12 protein-coding genes are annotated in these 16,260 nt (G+C 67.3%); 3 read left to right on the top strand and 9 right to left on the bottom strand.

The genetic code is table 11. From position 1 onward, the window contains the following. Positions 1 to 17: 17 nt before the first annotated feature. The 4 genes from FO059_RS04075 to FO059_RS04060 are packed head-to-tail and all read right to left on the bottom strand — an operon-like array spanning position 18 to position 4,031. Complete coding sequence (locus FO059_RS04075) at positions 18 to 1,046, bottom strand: hypothetical protein (protein WP_143906587.1); 1,029 nt, start codon at positions 1,044 to 1,046, stop codon at positions 18 to 20. Position 1,047: 1 nt separating this feature from the next. After that, positions 1,048 to 1,629 carry a YdcF family protein gene (locus tag FO059_RS04070; RefSeq protein WP_233267058.1) on the bottom strand — a complete coding sequence of 194 codons (582 nt, stop codon included), beginning with the start codon at positions 1,627 to 1,629 and terminating at the stop codon, positions 1,048 to 1,050. A 3-nt stretch (positions 1,630 to 1,632) separates the two neighbouring features. Then, a complete protein-coding gene (locus tag FO059_RS04065; protein ID WP_143906585.1) occupies positions 1,633 to 2,685 on the bottom strand; it encodes a glycosyltransferase family 2 protein in 1,053 nt (350 codons plus the stop codon). Between the two features lie 5 nt (positions 2,686 to 2,690). Further along, positions 2,691 to 4,031, bottom strand: a complete 1,341-nt coding sequence (locus tag FO059_RS04060) for a nucleotide sugar dehydrogenase (RefSeq protein ID WP_143906583.1) — start codon at positions 4,029 to 4,031, stop codon at positions 2,691 to 2,693. Between the two features lie 402 nt (positions 4,032 to 4,433). On the opposite strand from FO059_RS04060, the gene FO059_RS04055 reads away from it, so the two are divergent. Genes FO059_RS04055 through FO059_RS04045 form a run of 3 tightly spaced genes read left to right on the top strand, consistent with a single transcriptional unit; the run spans position 4,434 to position 8,658 of the window. Further along, positions 4,434 to 5,690 (top strand): phenylacetate--CoA ligase family protein, encoded by a 1,257-nt coding sequence (locus tag FO059_RS04055; protein WP_235671114.1) that lies wholly within the window; start codon positions 4,434 to 4,436, stop codon positions 5,688 to 5,690. Continuing rightward, entirely contained in the window at positions 5,687 to 7,108 is a 1,422-nt protein-coding gene (locus FO059_RS04050; protein WP_143906581.1) for a polysaccharide pyruvyl transferase family protein, read from the top strand. Before FO059_RS04055 ends, FO059_RS04050 begins: the two co-directional genes overlap by 4 nt. Beyond that, on the top strand, positions 7,105 to 8,658 hold the full coding sequence (locus tag FO059_RS04045) for an oligosaccharide flippase family protein (protein WP_143906579.1): 1,554 nt from the start codon (positions 7,105 to 7,107) through the stop codon (positions 8,656 to 8,658). Before FO059_RS04050 ends, FO059_RS04045 begins: the two co-directional genes overlap by 4 nt. Here FO059_RS04045 and FO059_RS04040 read toward each other — a convergent pair. From FO059_RS04040 to FO059_RS04020, 5 genes are all read right to left on the bottom strand, one after another. Next, the gene (locus FO059_RS04040) at positions 8,635 to 9,861 is read right to left on the bottom strand and encodes a glycosyltransferase family 4 protein (RefSeq protein ID WP_143906577.1); all 1,227 of its coding nucleotides are present in this window, start codon (positions 9,859 to 9,861) and stop codon (positions 8,635 to 8,637) included. The genes FO059_RS04045 and FO059_RS04040 overlap by 24 nt on opposite strands. Beyond that, entirely contained in the window at positions 9,858 to 12,209 is a 2,352-nt protein-coding gene (locus FO059_RS04035; protein WP_210416605.1) for a glycosyltransferase, read from the bottom strand. Before FO059_RS04035 ends, FO059_RS04040 begins: the two co-directional genes overlap by 4 nt. Next, positions 12,206 to 13,318 (bottom strand): glycosyltransferase family 4 protein, encoded by a 1,113-nt coding sequence (locus FO059_RS04030; RefSeq protein WP_143910414.1) that lies wholly within the window; start codon positions 13,316 to 13,318, stop codon positions 12,206 to 12,208. Before FO059_RS04030 ends, FO059_RS04035 begins: the two co-directional genes overlap by 4 nt. Then, on the bottom strand, positions 13,318 to 14,709 hold the full coding sequence (locus FO059_RS04025; RefSeq protein WP_158726782.1) for an O-antigen ligase family protein: 1,392 nt from the start codon (positions 14,707 to 14,709) through the stop codon (positions 13,318 to 13,320). The genes FO059_RS04030 and FO059_RS04025 overlap by 1 nt, the downstream gene beginning before the upstream one ends. A 132-nt stretch (positions 14,710 to 14,841) precedes the next feature. Next, positions 14,842 to 16,245: a YveK family protein gene (locus tag FO059_RS04020; RefSeq protein WP_143906573.1), complete on the bottom strand. Its 1,404-nt coding sequence runs from the start codon at positions 16,243 to 16,245 to the stop codon at positions 14,842 to 14,844. Positions 16,246 to 16,260 lie beyond the last annotated feature (15 nt).

Below are 16,260 nucleotides of genomic sequence, written 5' to 3'. Positions count from 1 at the left end.
GCATGGCGGTCACGGTGTCACCATCCGCCTGCGTCGAGTCGGCGCCCAGGCTCACCGGGGCAGCCGCGCCGGGGCAAGCCGAAGTCACGGATGGTCGACCAGGGCGCGTCGACCGTGTCGCGGTCCACCTGCGAGGTCGCGAACGCCGGGATCCCCGCCGCCACGTATGCCGCCCGCGTCGCCGGATCGGCGTCGTTGATCGTCCACATGTATCCGATGCCGCGCGGGGTCCCCGCCCCCCACTGCGGGGACGCCGCGTACTCGGCGAAGAAGGGGATCTCGTCGACGCCGTGGTGCTCGATGACGCCGCCGTCGACGAGCGCGCAGCCGTGCATGCCCGGATCGGGATAGCCGCCGCCGTCGTCCGCCGACCACGTTCCGTTGACGAAGAGCGCGAGCCCGTACCGGTCGGCGACGCGGCGCGCGGTCCGGACCAGTTCGATGGCGCCCGCCCGATAGTCGGCCTTCTCCATCTCAGGCATCGCTTCGAAGTCGACACCGGGAAACCACGAGCGGGTGCCTAGATCGTCCAGGAAGATGCCACTGACATGAGGGTTCTCCCGTGCGATGAGTTCGAGGACCGGGCCGAACTTCGCCTGCAGAACAGAGCCCGGGCGAAAGTCGGTCAGCATGCCCCACTTGTTGGCCCTCGGCCCGCCCGGCCACCGGCCGACCACAGGACCGATCGACGAATCCTCCAGAAGGAGTTGGTGATAGCGACCGTAGGAATTGTCGATGATCGCATCAAGATAGACGACCACCGTGGCACCGCGAGCGGCAAGCTCCCGGGTGAACACGTCGCCGAAGTTCGCACGTCCCACGCACACCAGCCCGCCCGGACGCGCATACGCTGAAAGGTGCAGCCCGCCATCACCGTCCCAAACGATCGCAGCCGGCTGCGCGGGCCGGTTTCGGGGCTTCACCGGAGCCTGGCATCCCGCTGCCGCGTCGGAACCGAACGAGGAAGCCGAAGCCATCGCAGCGACGACGCCCCCGGCCACCACCGCGGCACCGCCGACGATCAAGTCCCGCCTGCCGATCACCACGTCAGCACCCGCTCTCCAGCAGCGTTTTGGCGTAACCCGCAGTCTGGTACGCATACGCCCAGGCCCACTCGACGACGGACAAGTGAGTAGGCGCGGCCAGCATCGTCACCGATCCCTGGAAGCACCTCTGAACGATGTAGCGTGCCCGCGAGACGTGCGGCGTGTATGTGATGACAATAATGTCGGACCATCCGCGCATTTTCGCCACTGCGCGGATCTCTCGCGCCTCACCGAGGGTCGTGGCCGGGTGCGGATCGAAGCATATGGCCGTGAATGGATGCTCAGTGCGACAGATTCCACTGAGCCAATCGTTTTCTCCCCCGCTGGGATCCGACAAGAGCAACTGCGGAGCGTATCCGCGGCGGGCGAGTTCGAGACCTAGCTGGTAGCGCCCGGAACCGGGCCCACCGAGGACGACTATTGCGTCGGCGTGGTGCGGAGTGCCCACCTGCGGTTCGACGTACACGGGATAGCCGACGACGGCCAGCACAAGGAAAGCGCACACGAAGGCCGCCAGCGCAGGCCGCCAGCGGCGCCGCGCACGGCCTACAACCGAAAACCGTTGCGCGTCCGGCATGACCATGGTTCACCTCAAGGCCGTGGCGGGTGGCGGAGGGCCGGCCGACCGGAGGCGCGTTCTCGTGATGCGGGCGGCGCGCGCCCCCGCCCCGATCATCCGCTGTTTGACCGGGTGGACCGCCTTCGCCGCGTGCGGCGCCACGGTGAGTGAGGCCAGGACCACCGCTGCCCGAAGGCAGGGCCGCTGGGCCAGCGCGGCACGGGCGTAGCCTCGAGCAGCGTTCACGTCGTCGTCGAGCAGGGACCGTCGGGCACGACGCATGGCCTGTTGGAATCGCAGCCTGCGCAGGTTCCTGTCCACGGCGCGCCGCGTGCGCGCGGACATCCGAGCCGGGTCGTTCCCGAACAGTGCGAAGGATCGGAGCAGCCTCCGCTCGAAGTCCTCCACACCGGCCGGGTCCCGGGACAGCGACGTGTCCCTGACTCGGTACCAGGCCAGCTTGTCGGGGATGAGCCGCACGTCGAACTTCTCCGTGAGCCGGAGCCACACCACCACGGACTCGTCGACGTCCGAGAATCCCGGCCGATACCCCCTCACTTGATTCCACGCGGTGCGACGGATGGCGCTGCTGTAGTACGGGACCTCGCCGGCCAGAACGTCGTCCACAGTGAGACGCCGCCCCCGGCGTGGACCGCGTCGGATCGCTGTCGAACGGAAGTATCCGCTGATGAATGGCTCTCGGTTGCCGTCAGCGAATTGGTACGCGTCGCACCCCACCGCATCGACACTCGGATGTGCGCGGATGAACGCGGCCACTGAGTCCACGTATTCGGGGGCGAGCAGATCGTCGCTGTCGAGAACGGCGACGAACTGGCCGCACGCCGCGGACGACGCGGCCATGACGCCGCCCGCATAGCCGCAGTTCTGTTGCCGCAACAGGCGGATACGCGTATCCGGGTAGCGCGCGGCGATCCGGACCACCTCGTCGGACATCCCATTGTCGACGAGGATCAACTCCCAGTCCGGGTCTGATTGGGCCAACACGGATTCGATCGTCGCCGGCAAATAGGATTCAGTGCGGTACACGGGGGTCAGGAAGCTGACCCAGGGCGCCGGCATCCTGATCACCACCCGATGCCGACGTAGTCGCCGGCGCTTCGCCGAGCGGGAGCGTCGGGCAGGCGCACGAGGTCCACGACGGTCGTCCCCGGCGTCGCACGGCGCAGCACATCGATTGTCGCGGCATCGCGCGCACCGGCCACGAGGACTTCGCTGTGCGCGAGGATCGCCTCCGCGTCATCGGTCAGAAGGTCTCCGATGTGCGGGAGCTTGTCCTTGATGTACTCGGCGTTGGCACCGGTCAGGCGCGATGTCACGACCCGAGGGTCATAGATGAGCACGTCGAAGCCCTTGCCGATGAGCCGCTCTGCCAACTCCACCATAGGGCTCTCCCGCAGATCGTCGGTGCCGGACTTGAACGCCAGGCCGAGGATCCCGATCCGGCGACGCCCCGGCTCGATGATCATGTCCAGCGCACGGCGCATATGGGTCTCGTTCGAGATGAGGACATTGGACAGGATCGGCACGTCGACGTCGCGGAGCCGTGCAGTGTGGGTGAGCGCGCGTACGTCCTTGGGCAGGCACGATCCGCCGAAGGCGAACCCGGGCCGCAGGTACGCGCCGCTGATATTGAGTTTGGTATCGGCGAGGAACACGTCCATCACCTGGTGTGAGTCCAGGCCGAGCGCAGCGCAGATCGCACCGATCTCGTTGCCGAACCCCACCTTCAGCGCGTGGAAACTGTTGTCCACGTACTTGATCATCTCCGCGATGCCGATACCGACCCGGAACCGCGGTCCGCCGATATCGGCGAAGAGGTCCAGGACCTGGTCTTCGGTGCGCTCATCCGTGGCACCGACCACGGTTTTGGGCGGATGGAAGAAGTCGCGCACGCTGGTCCCCTCGCGGAGGAACTCAGGGTTGACGCACACACCGAAATCACGACCTGCCTTCTTGCCCGACAACCGCTCCAGCGTCGGGATCAGCAGATCTTGGCAGGTACCCGGCGTCATGGTGCTGCGATAGGCGACAACGTGCCACGAGTCCATGTCCGCGAGCGCTCGCCCGATACCCTCCGTCACCCGCTCGAGGAACACGGTGGACAGGCCGCCGCCGCTTCTCGACGGGGTGCCCACGCAGACCATCGTCACGTCGGTCGTCGAAATCGCCTGGTGCGCGTCCTGCGTCGCCGTCAGCAAACCGGATGCCACTGCGGCGGCGGTGATCCGTTCTATCCGCTCTTCCACGATCGGCGCACGCCCCTCCCGCAGAAACCGCGTCTTGGTCGGGTCGACGTCGACGCCGACGACCCGGTGCCCCCGCGACGCGAAGCACGCCGCCGATACGCATCCCACATACCCCAGTCCCAGAATGCTCAGTGACTGTGGAATCTCACCGACTCGCATCGCATCCTCCGGATCTCCGTGTGCTCTCGTTCCCGGAACCGAGGCGAACCGACGCCTCTGATGTCCGGGATCCCGCCCGGTACCACCTGACAGACCAACAGTGTGTCAGCACTGTCCTTTTAATACTTGCAGTATGTTTTTATCGACGCGAAATTCAGCGATGGGCGCCGTCTGCCGACCCCAATGGAGGCTGCCTCACACCTTACATCTTCTTCGATCGCTGTTATAGTACTTACAGTATGTTTTACTTGCGCCCGCCGTCTTCGGGGAGTCCTACGACGAGGGCCACGAGCGCGCCGGCCGTCGACCACGGGAGGACTTCACATGCCCCCATCACAACGCCTGCTCAACACTCAGTACCGGATCCGCCGCGCACACCCGATGACGCCGGTCGCGGAGCGCATGCTCCGGCGGACCGCTTCCGCCACGCCTGGCGAGCTCGCCGAATTCCAGGAGCGTCACCTGAAGTCCCTCATCCGGGTCGCGGCCGCCCGGTCGCGCTTCTACCGACATTGGTTCGCCGACACGGGGGTGGACCCGTGCACCGTTCGAGGCCTCGACGACCTCGCGCGCCTCCCGTTTCTGGATCGGTCGCACCTGGTCGCGGACGCCGACCGGTTCCGCACGCGTCCGGCGTCCACCATGTGGTCGGCGCACTCGAGCGGCACCTCGGGACGCGTTGTGACGGTCTACCGCACACAGTGGTCAGCGGTGGTCGAGCATGCCATGCTCGAGCGCCAGCGACGATGGTTCGCAGTGCCGAACCGGGCCCGCTCGGTCGTAGTGCGCGGTCATGCATTCGGCACCGACTCCGTGACCCGCCTGGTCCCCGGCGCGAACCAACTGCTGGTATCCAGCTTCCACCTCGATGACCGTCATGCAGAGCAGATATGCGACGCCATCGAGCATTTCTCGCCGGACGTGGTCGAGGGCTGGCCGTCGAGCCTCGCGCTGCTAGCGCAGCTGATGCGGGATCGGGGACGGACCGTGCAGGTGCGCATGGTCGTCACGTCATCCGAGGTGACGACCGCCGCTCAGCGCGCACTGATCTCAGAGAGCTTCGCAGCCCCGATCGCCGATCAATACGGCCAGACCGAACGTGCCGCGATGGCGGGCGTCTGCGAGGCCGGCGGTTATCACGTGTTCTCCGACTATGCGATCGTCGAGCTACATGCGATCCCCGGCCTGCCCGATCGCTTCGAGATCGTCGGCACCCCGCTCCACAATCGCGGTTTTCCGATCTTCCGCTACCGCACCGGTGACGAGGTCGGCCCCGCGCCGAGCTCCGGATGTCCTTGCGGGCGCGCCTTCCCTTTGCTCGGCATGATCGACGGGCGACGAGAGGACGCGTTCACGGCGTCCGACGGACGCACACTGCCTGTACCAAGCATTGTTCTCGACAACCTGCGCGACCTCCGCGAAGTCCAAATCGTCCAACGCGGCCCCGGCCGATTCGAGATCCGGCTCGTACCCGATACGCTGTACGACGCCGACGTCGTCCGCACACAGGCGCGTCGGAACATCGATCGATATTTCGGCGCCGGCCAGCAGGTGCGTTTCGTGGTCATGAACCGCATCCCTCGTACCTCCGCCGGAAAGCTCCGCTCGGCGATAGTGGAGCCCGAGCCGGCCACCGTTGCGCGCGTGTCCGGCGGATGACGACCGTGACCGGCCCCTCCGGCGAGGCAAGACCGCGCATCCTGATCGAGAACTCGGAGTACTGGCTGCGCAACAACGGTGACCTCGCGATGCTCACCATCACTATCGAGCGCATCCGTTCTCGTTGGCCGGATGCCCGGATCGGCGTTCTCACCGACAGTCCTGCGCTGCTCGCGGCGTACTTCCCTGCAGCCGAAGCGATCACCGTGACCGGCACCGCCACGTGGAACGATCGTGGTCTGTCCGCGATGGTGGCAGGTCGCCTGGGGCCGCGATCGGTCGGCCCGCCCGCCATCGCGCGCCTCAGGACGTCGGCGATCGTGCCGCAACACGCCCACGCCTTGCGGCACAAATTGCACGTGTTGCGTTCGCTGGCTTCCGGGTCCATCTCGCCCGAGCTCGAGGCGGATGAGCAGGATGCGTCGTCGAACCGCCCCGCGCCCCCGCCCGTCGTCGCCGCTGTCCGCTCGTCCTCGCTGGTCCTCGCGCTCGGGGGCGGCTACCTGACGGACGCGGATCCGGCTCAGACCCGCCGCGTGCTCGGACTCCTCGAGTGCGCGATTCGCCACGGGGTCCCCACCGCGCTCCTCGGCCAGGGGCTGGGGCCGCTCGACCACCCGCCGCTGCGTGCGCGCGCGGCCGACGTACTTCCGCGCACCGGGTATATCGGTCTGCGGGAGGGGCGTCGCGGCCCCGAGCTCGCCGCAGCCCTCGGGGTGCCGCCCGACCGAAGGGCGGTCACCGGCGACGACGCGATCGAACTCGCCTACTCGGTGCGCGCAGCGCTGACCGGCCGAGCGATAGGCGTGTGCCTACGTGACACCGACTACTTCCCCACCGGCGACGAGCCTGCTCGGATCGTCGGCGAGGTGGTGAAGCGCACCGCCGGAGAGCACTCCGCACCGCTCGCCGCGATACCGATCGCCGAGTATCGCGCCCAGGACCGCCGCACCACCCTTCAGCTGATCAGGGGATACTCGGAGGTGATCGCGCCACCGGCGCGATTCGCGCATCCACGCGCCGTCGCGTCCCGGGTCTCCGGCTGCCGGATCGTCGTCACCGGCGCGTACCACCTGGCGGTATTCGCGTTGTCCCAGGGGATCCCCGCAGTCGTACTCACCTCATCGACCTACTACGACGACAAGTTCCATGGACTCGCGGGCATGTTCGGCGATGGTGTGACAGTGGTTCCGCTGAACGGCGACGGGCTGCGCACGCGGCTCGCCGATGCAGTGGAAGCCGCGTGGACGCAGGCTCCTGCTTTACGCGCCCCCCTGCTCGCAGCCGCGCGCGTGCAGATAGACCTCAGCCGAAAGGGGTTCCGGTGCGCGGCGGCATTGGCGGCCGGGCACCAAGAAAGCGGGGTGCCGGACGGTCCTGAAGGTGCGACGCCGCTCCTCGCCTCCGGCCCGCGATGAAACCGCAGGCCCCGCCGACGGCCACCTCGCCCACACTGACGAGGCGGATCGGCCGTGTCGCTTGTGCCGCCGCCGCGGCACAAGCGGTGGGTGAGTTGGTCTCCCTGGCGCAGACTGTAGCGCTGGCCCGACTGCTGTCGCCGTCGGTCGTCGGGTTGTTCGTCGCCGGTACCGTCCTCTCCGCGTTCCTGTCCAACTTCGTCGAAGGCGGGCTCCGCTCCGGACTCGTCCATCGTGAAGATCGGCTCGACGACGCCGCCGACACGGTCTTCTACGCAACTCTCGGCTCGGGTGTCCTCATGACTGTGGGCGCCCTCGCCCTGTCGCCTCTGATCGGAATCGTGTTCCACAGTGCCACCGCCGGATACGTCGCGGCGGCGAGCTCGGGCACCCTGCTGCTGTTCTCGCTCACCAACGTGCCCGAGGCGCTGCTGCAGCGACGATTCAGCGTGACGCGACGCATCGTCGTCGGCCCCGCAGTGGCGGTCAGTTTCGCGGCGACAGCGGTGACACTCGCAGCGCTCGGAGCGGGTGTATGGAGCATGGTCGCCGGCAGCTACGTCTCCTACGTCGTGTGGGTGATCGCGGTGTGGACGATCTGCCGCTGGCGGCCCGGCCGTGGACACCCTTCCGTGCGGTTGTGGCGCGAACACGCCCGGTACGGCTACCCTCTCGTGCTCGGCATGGTCGGCGCACGCGTGCAAACCCTCGCGCAGTCGGTGTTCGTGGGACGCGGCCTCAGCGACGCCGCACTCGGTTGGTTCCGCTACGCCTCCCGCATCTCGCAGGCCCCGGTGACCGCGCTCATCGAGGTCGGCTCGGTGTCCCTGTTCCCCGCGTTCTCCCGAATCGCACACGACCACACTCGGTTCCGCGCCGGATATCTGCGTGCTCTGACGTTGTCGGTGTTCGGCGGCGCAGCCATGTCCGGGCTCCTCATCGCCGCCGGCGAGCCGGCCGTGGTGGTGGCCTTCGGCGAGCCCTGGCGCGGAGCAGGGACCGCATTGGTGGCGATGGCGGGGATGGGGCTCGGCAAGGCGTTCACCTGCGTCAGCGAGGAGGCGATAAAGGGAGGCGGGCGGACGGGCCTGCTCAACTGGTACACCCTGGTCGAGACGGTGCTGAGCATCGCGCTGCTCGTGGCACTCATCAGGCCGCTCGGCGTGGTGGGCGCCGGCCTGTCGGTCTCGATCACGGCCGTCGTGGTGGGCATGGTGTGCGTAGTCCTGGCCCGCCCGGTGGTGGGGTTCGTGTTCCGGGAGGTGGTCACGGCGTCCGCCGCACCCATCGCGGCCGCTGTGGTGGCGACTGTCGCGGTCGGGACGCTCGAGCACATGGTGTTCCGCTCGGATACGCATGCGCTGCCGGTGGCGCTGTCCCTCTTGGCCCTCGACCTCGTCGCATTCTGCACGATCGACCTGATCGTGTTCGCGGCCCTGGCCCCGTCCACCGCGCGTCGGATCGTGGTCAGGTTCCTGGACCGTGCACGCAGGAGCGGCGGGCTGGAGACCACGGAAGAAGCCGGTCTAACGACGGGTGCGTCCGATTAACGGCGCCCAACGCGAAGACCGCCCGAGCATCCCCGCATAGAAATCAACAAGTGTGTGCCGGGAACATTCCCAGGACAAGCTGTTCTCCACCCGCTCCCGACCGATCCTGCCCATCCGCTCCCGCAGCGCCGGATCATCCAACAGTTCCCCGACCGCGGACGCGAACGCCTCTTCATCGTTGGGTCGGACGTAGACCGCCGCGGGTCCGGCGGACACCCTCGCTTCGGTGAGGTCGAACGAAACCAATGGCCTCGCCATCGCCATGTACTCGACGATCTTGTTCATCGTGGACACGTCGTTCAGCTCGTTGCGCGGGTCCGGAGCCAGGCACACGTCGGCGGTCGACAGGCACCGCCGCACAGTCTCGTCGGACACCCTGCCCGGAAACTCCGCTATATCGGACAGGCCCAGACGGTCACGCAACGCCACGAGATCGTCATGGGCGTCGCCCGCACCCATGAACACCGCATGCACATCTTCGCGGCCGAGCCCCCAGCGCAGGTGCGCGAGTGCACGCAGGGCGTAGTCGACTCCGTCCTGAGGCCCCATGACACCGAGGTACGCGAGCAGGTAGCGCTTTCCTCGCCGCAGGTCAGGATCCGGTGCGAGCCGCTGGAATCTCGACAGGTCCGGCGCGCTGCGCACCACCGCGACACGGGACGGGTCCAGCTTTCCCCGGCGAATCGCAACGAGCCGGTAGCTCTCGTTTGTGGAGATCACGGCGTCCGCAGCGGCGAAGGTCATTCGCTCCAGTATCAGTGTCCCGGCCCGCAGCACTGCGGAATGGCCGAACCGCGATGCGACGAGTTCCGGAACCAGGTCATGATGATCGAACACGAACCGGGCGCCGCCGACCCGTAGGACGAGCGCGATGAAGAACAGGAGATCCGGCGGGTTGCAGCACTGCACCACGTCCACAGGGCCCTCACGCCGCACCCGCAGGGCCAGGCGCAGCGTCCATGCCAGCGCCACCGGATACTCCCGCAGGTACCCTGCCGGGCCGCCCGTCGCCGGCCGAAGCGGGTACCGCAGAATCCGCACACCGTCGACGGTGACCTCGCTGTCGCGGTCCCGGCCAATTCCCCGGGGACAGATGACGGTGACCCGGTACCCCGCGCCCGCCAACGCGAGGGCCTCTTGCCACACACGACGGTCGAACGGAACCGAGAGGTTCTCGACCAGGATCATCACATGCGCTGTCATATCGCCGCCTCATCACGGTGCCCCGCCGTCGCTACGTACGCAGCAGGCGGCTCCTCCAGTTCCGGCGTCGAGCGCCCGAGCAGCGTCTGGAGGAGTCGCGCGTAGCCGTCCGCCGTCTGGTCGATCCGGTACCGCTGCTGCACGCGGGCGCGCGCCCGCGCGCCCATCCGTGCCCGCAGATCCGGATCCTGGGCCAGCAGCACCAGCCGCGCGCCGAGCGCCTCGGAATCGCCGACGTCCACGATGAATCCATGCTCCCCGTCGATGATCATCTCGGCGAGGCACCCGCAATCAGTCGCGACCACAGGCAGACCCATCGTCATTGATTCGAGTACCGTCATCGGGGCGCCTTCGTGGACCGAAGACAGACACGACACGTCCAAGCCTGGAAGCAGCCGCGGCACGTCGCGCCGCCGGCCCAGGAACACGGTTCGCCCGCCGATGCCCGCTCGGTCGGCGAGCGCGCGCAGTTCACCCTCACGTTCCCCGCCCCCTATCAGGGCCAAGTGCAGCTCAGGGTGCGCATCCGCCGCCCGCGCCACCGCCTCGAACGCCACTTCGTGCGCCTTCTGCTCACTGAGACGGGCGATCATGCCGACCACGAACGCGTCCGCCGGCAGATTCATCAGCACGCGGGCCTCCGCTCGGGCGCTCAACGATGCGACCGGGAGAATCCTCGTCCCGTTGGCTATCACCCGGCTGCGGGTGCGGCTCCACCAGTGCGCCCCCATCCCCTCCTCACGCTCCAGGTACTCGCCCTGCTTCTCCGACAGAAGCACCACCGCGGTGGACAGGAACAACGAAGCCATCGCCCAACGCGGCAGGCACCTGTCACCGACCGACGTGAGATCCATGTCGTGCACAGCGACCAGATTCACCGGGACATGCGCCGCCAGCGCCGCCAGGCGCCCCAGTGCCAAGGAAGCGTGATGGTGGTGGGTGACCAGCACCGCGTCCGTGCGGTCCTTCCTCAATAGACGCACCAGCCGCGGCAGGGTCCGCATGTCGTATCGCCCACTCCGATCGAGTTCCGTCACCTCGAAACCCTGTTCCCGAAATTCACGGGACAGCGCACCCCCCTCGCGCAGACAGACGAGGCGTGGGCGCACCCGGACGGGATCGAATGCCTTGAACATCTCCAGCAGCACCACCTCGATACCGCCCACCCCGGCCTGGTCGAGGACCACCGTCAGACGAACCGGTCCGGCCCCGGCGCGCAGACCGTGCGCCACCTCCTTGAGGGCCTGCTCCGACCCGGCCACCGCCCGATCCAACGTGAACTCCGATTGCACCCGTGCGCGCGCGGCGCTGCCGAATTTCCTGCATTGCGCCGGATCACGGAGCAACCTGATGACTCGCGCGGCGAGGGACGCCGCATCCCCGATCGGGACAAGGTAGCCAGTGACACCGTCCGCGACGATCTCGGGAACGCCTCCCACCGCCGTGCTGACCACGGGCCGGCCCGCCGCCATCGCCTCCAGCAGTGAGATCGGGAAGCACTCGACAGTGCGTGAGCAGAGCACGACCACGTCCATCGCGCGCAGCAGAGACGGCACGTCCTCGCGATCGCCGGTGAAAACCACGCGCTCCCGTAGCCCCTGGACGCACGCCAGCGATTCCAAGCGCTCTCGACGCGCTCCTCCTCCGACGACGAGGAAGTGCGCATCCGCAACCACGGAGAGCACCCGTCGCGCCGCATCGAGGAACAACTCGTGGTCCTTCTCCGGGCGCAATGCGGCGACGATGCCCACCACCGGCGCTTCGGCGGGGACGCCGAAATCCGCCAGCGCAGCTTTGTCGTCCCGGGGATCCAACGCGGACGGGTCGACACCGTTGCGGATGATGCGGACCTTCCGTGCCGGGTGCCCCAGGTCTTCGACCAAGTACCGGCGCTGCGCCTCAGCCACTCCGAAGTAGGCGTCGGTGATGGGCTCGAGGAGCATGTCCAGCAAGCGCCGGAGCCTGCTGCGGTCGTCGCCGTCGCGGCAATCGTGCGCCCACACGACCGTGTGCGGAACATGGGCAGCCGCGGCCCCGATACGTCCGAGAACCTCAGCGTTGTATCCCCGCACGAGAACGATGTCGGGACGGAAACCCTTCATCTCCCTGACAAGTTCCGCACACGCCTGGATCGCCTGCCACCGGCTGCGGTGCAGCGCACGTGCGGTTACCGCGCCACTGTCGATGAGGTCCGCAAACAGCCGCCCCTCCTGCCCGATGCACACCACACGGGTGATGAACGCCGACGGATCGAGGCACGGCAGGACTTGGACCACATGTCGTTCCGCCCCGCCGGCCACCAGGTCGGGGACCACGTACAGAACCCGCAGCCGTGCACCCGCGTTCATCGGACCAAGTCCCGATACATCGCATCGATTCGGCGCCACACCACGTCGGCGTCGTAACAGGCGCGCGCTCGCGCGTACGCGGCCGCACCCGTTCTCTTACGCAGTTCCCGATCCGCCAACACCAGGTTCAATGCGGCAGCGAGAGCCTCCACATCATCGGGAGGGATGAGGATTCCGCACCCATCTGCGATCAGCTCGGGCACGCCTCCGACCTCCGAGGCGACGACGCACAACCCGTGCGCCATCGCCTCGATGACCGCGAACGGCTGGCCTTCGTACCGCGACGGGAGGACGAGTATCCGGGAATGTTCGAGCAATTCTTCGACTTCGTCCGGATTCACCCAACCGGGGAAGTCGACAGCGTCGTCCAATCCCAGATCCTGAGCACGGGATCGCGCCGCGCCGAGCTCGCCGTCGCCGGCGATCGTCAGCCGTACCCGGCGACCCTGAGCGGCCTGCACGATCCGCCATGCATCGAGAAGGGCGAACACGCCCTTGTATTCTCTCACCCGGCCCAGAAACAGCACCCGCACCGTCCGGTCCGATACCGGGTCCTCGCTAGTACGCCGCACACGGACCGCATTGGGAATCACAATGATCCGACTCGCGGGAGCGATTCGCTGCAGCCGACGGGCCCATGAATCCCCCAGAGCGACGACACGATCCGCCCGGACGAGCGTCGCCCGGATGTACGCGCGGATCAATATCCCATGGCCACTATAGAACTCGGAGAACCCGGCACCGTGCACATGCAGCACCACCGGAACACGCATGGCGGCAGCGAGCCAGACGAGAATGGATTTGCGCGCGAAGCTTCCATACGATGCCGTATGCAGGTGCACGAGCGCCGGCCGGTGGACCAGGATCCGCCAGGCGAACTCCGCTGCCCCGGCGGCGAACACCGCAACTTTGCGGGCAAAATTGCCGTCCCGATGCGTACAGACATGCGTGATCGACCACTGCGACCACAACGGCGTGTCCTCCAGAGTGCGCACGTACGAGGCGATTCCGCCCTGTGTGCTCGTACTCGTCGACGCCCAAAGCGCGACCGGCCTTCTTCCTTCGTGCCCCGCCGCCTTCCGGCGTCGAGACCCCGCCGCCCACCGCATCACCTCACCGCCTCGGCTGCGGAGCTCCCTCGCAACCGGTTGACCGCGCAACCGGTACGCAGACGATCGGAGATCCCCACGGCGAGCCCTGCCAGCAGGAACACGACAATGCTCGGGAAAACGAAGAAGCGCAGATCGACGGTGAGCCCGACGATCATCTGCGACGCGAATGCAGCAACCGCGATCAGTACCAGCCGATGCTGATTCAGCTCCGCTCCGCGTGACACACGCCAAGCGCGAACCAGCATAATTGCGATGAGGACGATGATCGAGAGCCACATGACCAGACCAAACACCCCCAACTCGGCCAGGATGCCGAGGTCGTTGAGGTGCGAGGGAATGCCGTAGCCGCGCGACCAGGACACCGACGGCGAGAACTGCTGGTGGTTATAGGTGTTCACTGCGGCGAAGCGGCCTACACCCCAGCCGAACCAGGGTTTCTGTCCTACCGCCCAGGTAGCGGTCGCAATGGTGTTGAGACGGTCTTCCACCTCGTCGGGGGAACCGACTCCGCCGGCTTTGCGATCGCTGCTGAGGAAGGTGGACCAATTCATCGCCACAGCGCATACCATCACCGCCGCGGTGAGAAGGAAGCCCCGGCGCACACGGGCCGCGAACACCGCCCCCAGAACGACGATCACGGCGAATGCGAGCCAGACCGCCCTCGTGTGTGTGAGGTAGACGCCGTAGGCGCAGGCTACGGCGACCAGCCCCGCGGCCCATCGCTCTGCGGTACGCGCGCGGGGATCCTGGGTCAGCATCACGCCTGTGACGAATCCGAGAATGAGGACGAGACCGTTGACGACAGGCTGGTTGAACACGCCTACCGCCCGGCCGGCCCAGTTCGGCGCAGTGATGATGTATTGCGGCCACACCCACGAAGGCGGACCGTGGAACTGCAGAATCGATACGAGAGCGGAGTATCCGGCCGCGCCGAGCACCATCCACAGCACTGCGCGCACGTGACCCGGACTGACAAGGATCCGGCGTCCTACCAGGAACATCGCGAACGGCATCACCGTTCCGGAGAAGATGTACCGAGGCACTGAGAAATCCGTATCCGGGCTGACCGGCGTCGTTGCCGGATACTGGTGCGGCGCGATCATCGACGCCACGTTCCACAAGACGTACGCGAGCATGAAGAATTCCAGCAACCCGAGCGCCGGCAGGTTGCGACCACGCGCCACAGCCCAGATTCCGGCGGAGGCGAGGACGCCCGCGAACGCGAAGACGAACGGGTCGAAAAGCACGTTCGGTAGCGCCAGTCGCAGAAAGCTTGTGACGAGCAGCAGCGCCGTGGCAACGATGGGGCTGCGCAGGCCCGCAACGACGATTACTGCGGCGATCGGGCCGGCGATGAGCAGCTCCGGGACGCGGCCCGGGGCGACCACGAACGCGCAGGCTATCGCGACCGCATATCCGCACACGAGGACGGCGCCGACCCGCACTCGCCGCCCGGGCCCCGGCCCCGGCCCCGGCACTAGCTTCGCTCGCGGCGGAGAGAGGTTCACGGACATCGCAGATCACGCGCTCTCCGTCGCTGTGGACGCCTGCGAAGCACGGTCTCCGGTAGTCGACACTCGCTGCTCCCGGCGGAAACGGAGTCCCGAGAGCCACGACCGCACTTGCCGGCGATTGAGGCCGGGATCCGAGGCGACCGATATCGCCCCCAGAATCGGCACGCCCATCTGCCGCAGCAGATTCGTCGACTCCTCCAGGTTGACCGCCCGTGCCTCATCGAGCTCGACGACTACGAGCACCGTATCCACGGCCACGCACAATGCCGACGCGGATGCCGCATCCTCGGCTGTCGAGGCATCGATCACGGTCAGGTTCTCGGAGGCGCGAAGACGTTCGACCCGCTTTCCGATGTCCACCGCGCCGCGGCCCGCTGTTCCGGCGACTCCTAGCAATTGCATCCGCCCAAGGTCCCCCGATGCACGCCCGCCCGAATCGCCATGCAGGTCCGTCACCTCGCCTGCATCACAGGCCCGCACGAATTGCACCTGCCCTCCGGCCGAGCGGAGAACCTCACAGAGGTCTCTGGACAACCGGGCCGCAGTGCCCCGTCCCGCCGGGGCCATCACCGCGATCACCGACCGCTCCGGAAGACCCGCTGTGGCGATGACCGCGGCCAGTCGGCGCAGGATTCTCCTGCGTTCAGGATCATCAGCGGATCCGTCCGGGACCTTCGCGAGAATATCCAGCCCCGTCACCTCGGCGATTTCAGTAGCAGTCACGAGACGGTTGCGTTTTGCGGCGAACGCCAGTGCTGCAAGACATCCGGTAAGGATCCCGCCGACAAACCCGAACAGGGCATTCCGGACCAGCGGCGGACCGGCCTTCGCCACACCGCCGTCCGGCTGTAGCAGTTGGAGCTTGTTCGTCTGGTCGGACTGCAACGAGTGCAACTGATTCTGCAGCGATGAGATCTCGGCGGCGGCCGCCGCACTCGGATCGGCGGCGGCCGCGGCTTGCGCCTGGGCCAACTGGGCCTTGACCGCATCGGCGGCCTCGGCGGTGCCGGAATCCCGGGTCGCATTCATATTCGTGCGGAATCCTTGGGCGACCCGCGTCGCCGCCTGCCCCGCTGTCGTGGCATCGCCCGCGGTGGCTTCGACGAGCATGATCGGGCTTGCAGCGGCAGTCTTCGCGGTCACCTTGATTCCGGCCGGCACCCCCGCCTCAGCGAGGATCTCGCGCTGGTATCCGTCGGCGTTGAAGTAGTCCACGTACCCCTGGACCAGCACCGCATCCTGGTCGGGCGAACGTCCGTTGGACGAGACGATCAGGGCCGCACGGCCGGTGTAGGTCGTGTGTTGCAGCAGGGATGCCCCCACCCCCGCCGCCAGTCCAACCACCGCCAGCACCGCCACGATCCACCAGTTGCGGCGGATTCGACTGAGCTGATCGCCGAATGTGTTCATCACGCCTCCCGAGGT

The organism is Tomitella fengzijianii (genome assembly GCF_007559025.1).
Classification (GTDB): Bacteria; Actinomycetota; Actinomycetes; order Mycobacteriales; family Mycobacteriaceae; genus Tomitella; species Tomitella fengzijianii.
This window is presented reverse-complemented; position numbering and strand designations above follow the sequence as displayed.

Bases quoted from the DNA above. Each gene is read 5' to 3' on its own strand.
- FO059_RS04060 (WP_143906583.1), bottom strand. From the start codon at position 4,031: ATGCGAGTCGGTGAGATTCCACAGTCACTGAGCATTCTGGGACTGGGG.
- FO059_RS04065 (WP_143906585.1), bottom strand. From the start codon at position 2,685: ATGCCGGCGCCCTGGGTCAGCTTCCTGACCCCCGTGTACCGCACTGAA.
- FO059_RS04070 (WP_233267058.1), bottom strand. From the start codon at position 1,629: ATGGTCATGCCGGACGCGCAACGGTTTTCGGTTGTAGGCCGTGCGCGG.
- FO059_RS04050 (WP_143906581.1), top strand. From the start codon at position 5,687: ATGACGACCGTGACCGGCCCCTCCGGCGAGGCAAGACCGCGCATCCTG.
- FO059_RS04030 (WP_143910414.1), bottom strand. From the start codon at position 13,318: ATGCGGTGGGCGGCGGGGTCTCGACGCCGGAAGGCGGCGGGGCACGAA.
- FO059_RS04045 (WP_143906579.1), top strand. From the start codon at position 7,105: ATGAAACCGCAGGCCCCGCCGACGGCCACCTCGCCCACACTGACGAGG.
- FO059_RS04055 (WP_235671114.1), top strand. From the start codon at position 4,434: ATGCTCCGGCGGACCGCTTCCGCCACGCCTGGCGAGCTCGCCGAATTC.
- FO059_RS04035 (WP_210416605.1), bottom strand. From the start codon at position 12,209: ATGAACGCGGGTGCACGGCTGCGGGTTCTGTACGTGGTCCCCGACCTG.
- FO059_RS04020 (WP_143906573.1), bottom strand. From the start codon at position 16,245: ATGAACACATTCGGCGATCAGCTCAGTCGAATCCGCCGCAACTGGTGG.
- FO059_RS04040 (WP_143906577.1), bottom strand. From the start codon at position 9,861: ATGACAGCGCATGTGATGATCCTGGTCGAGAACCTCTCGGTTCCGTTC.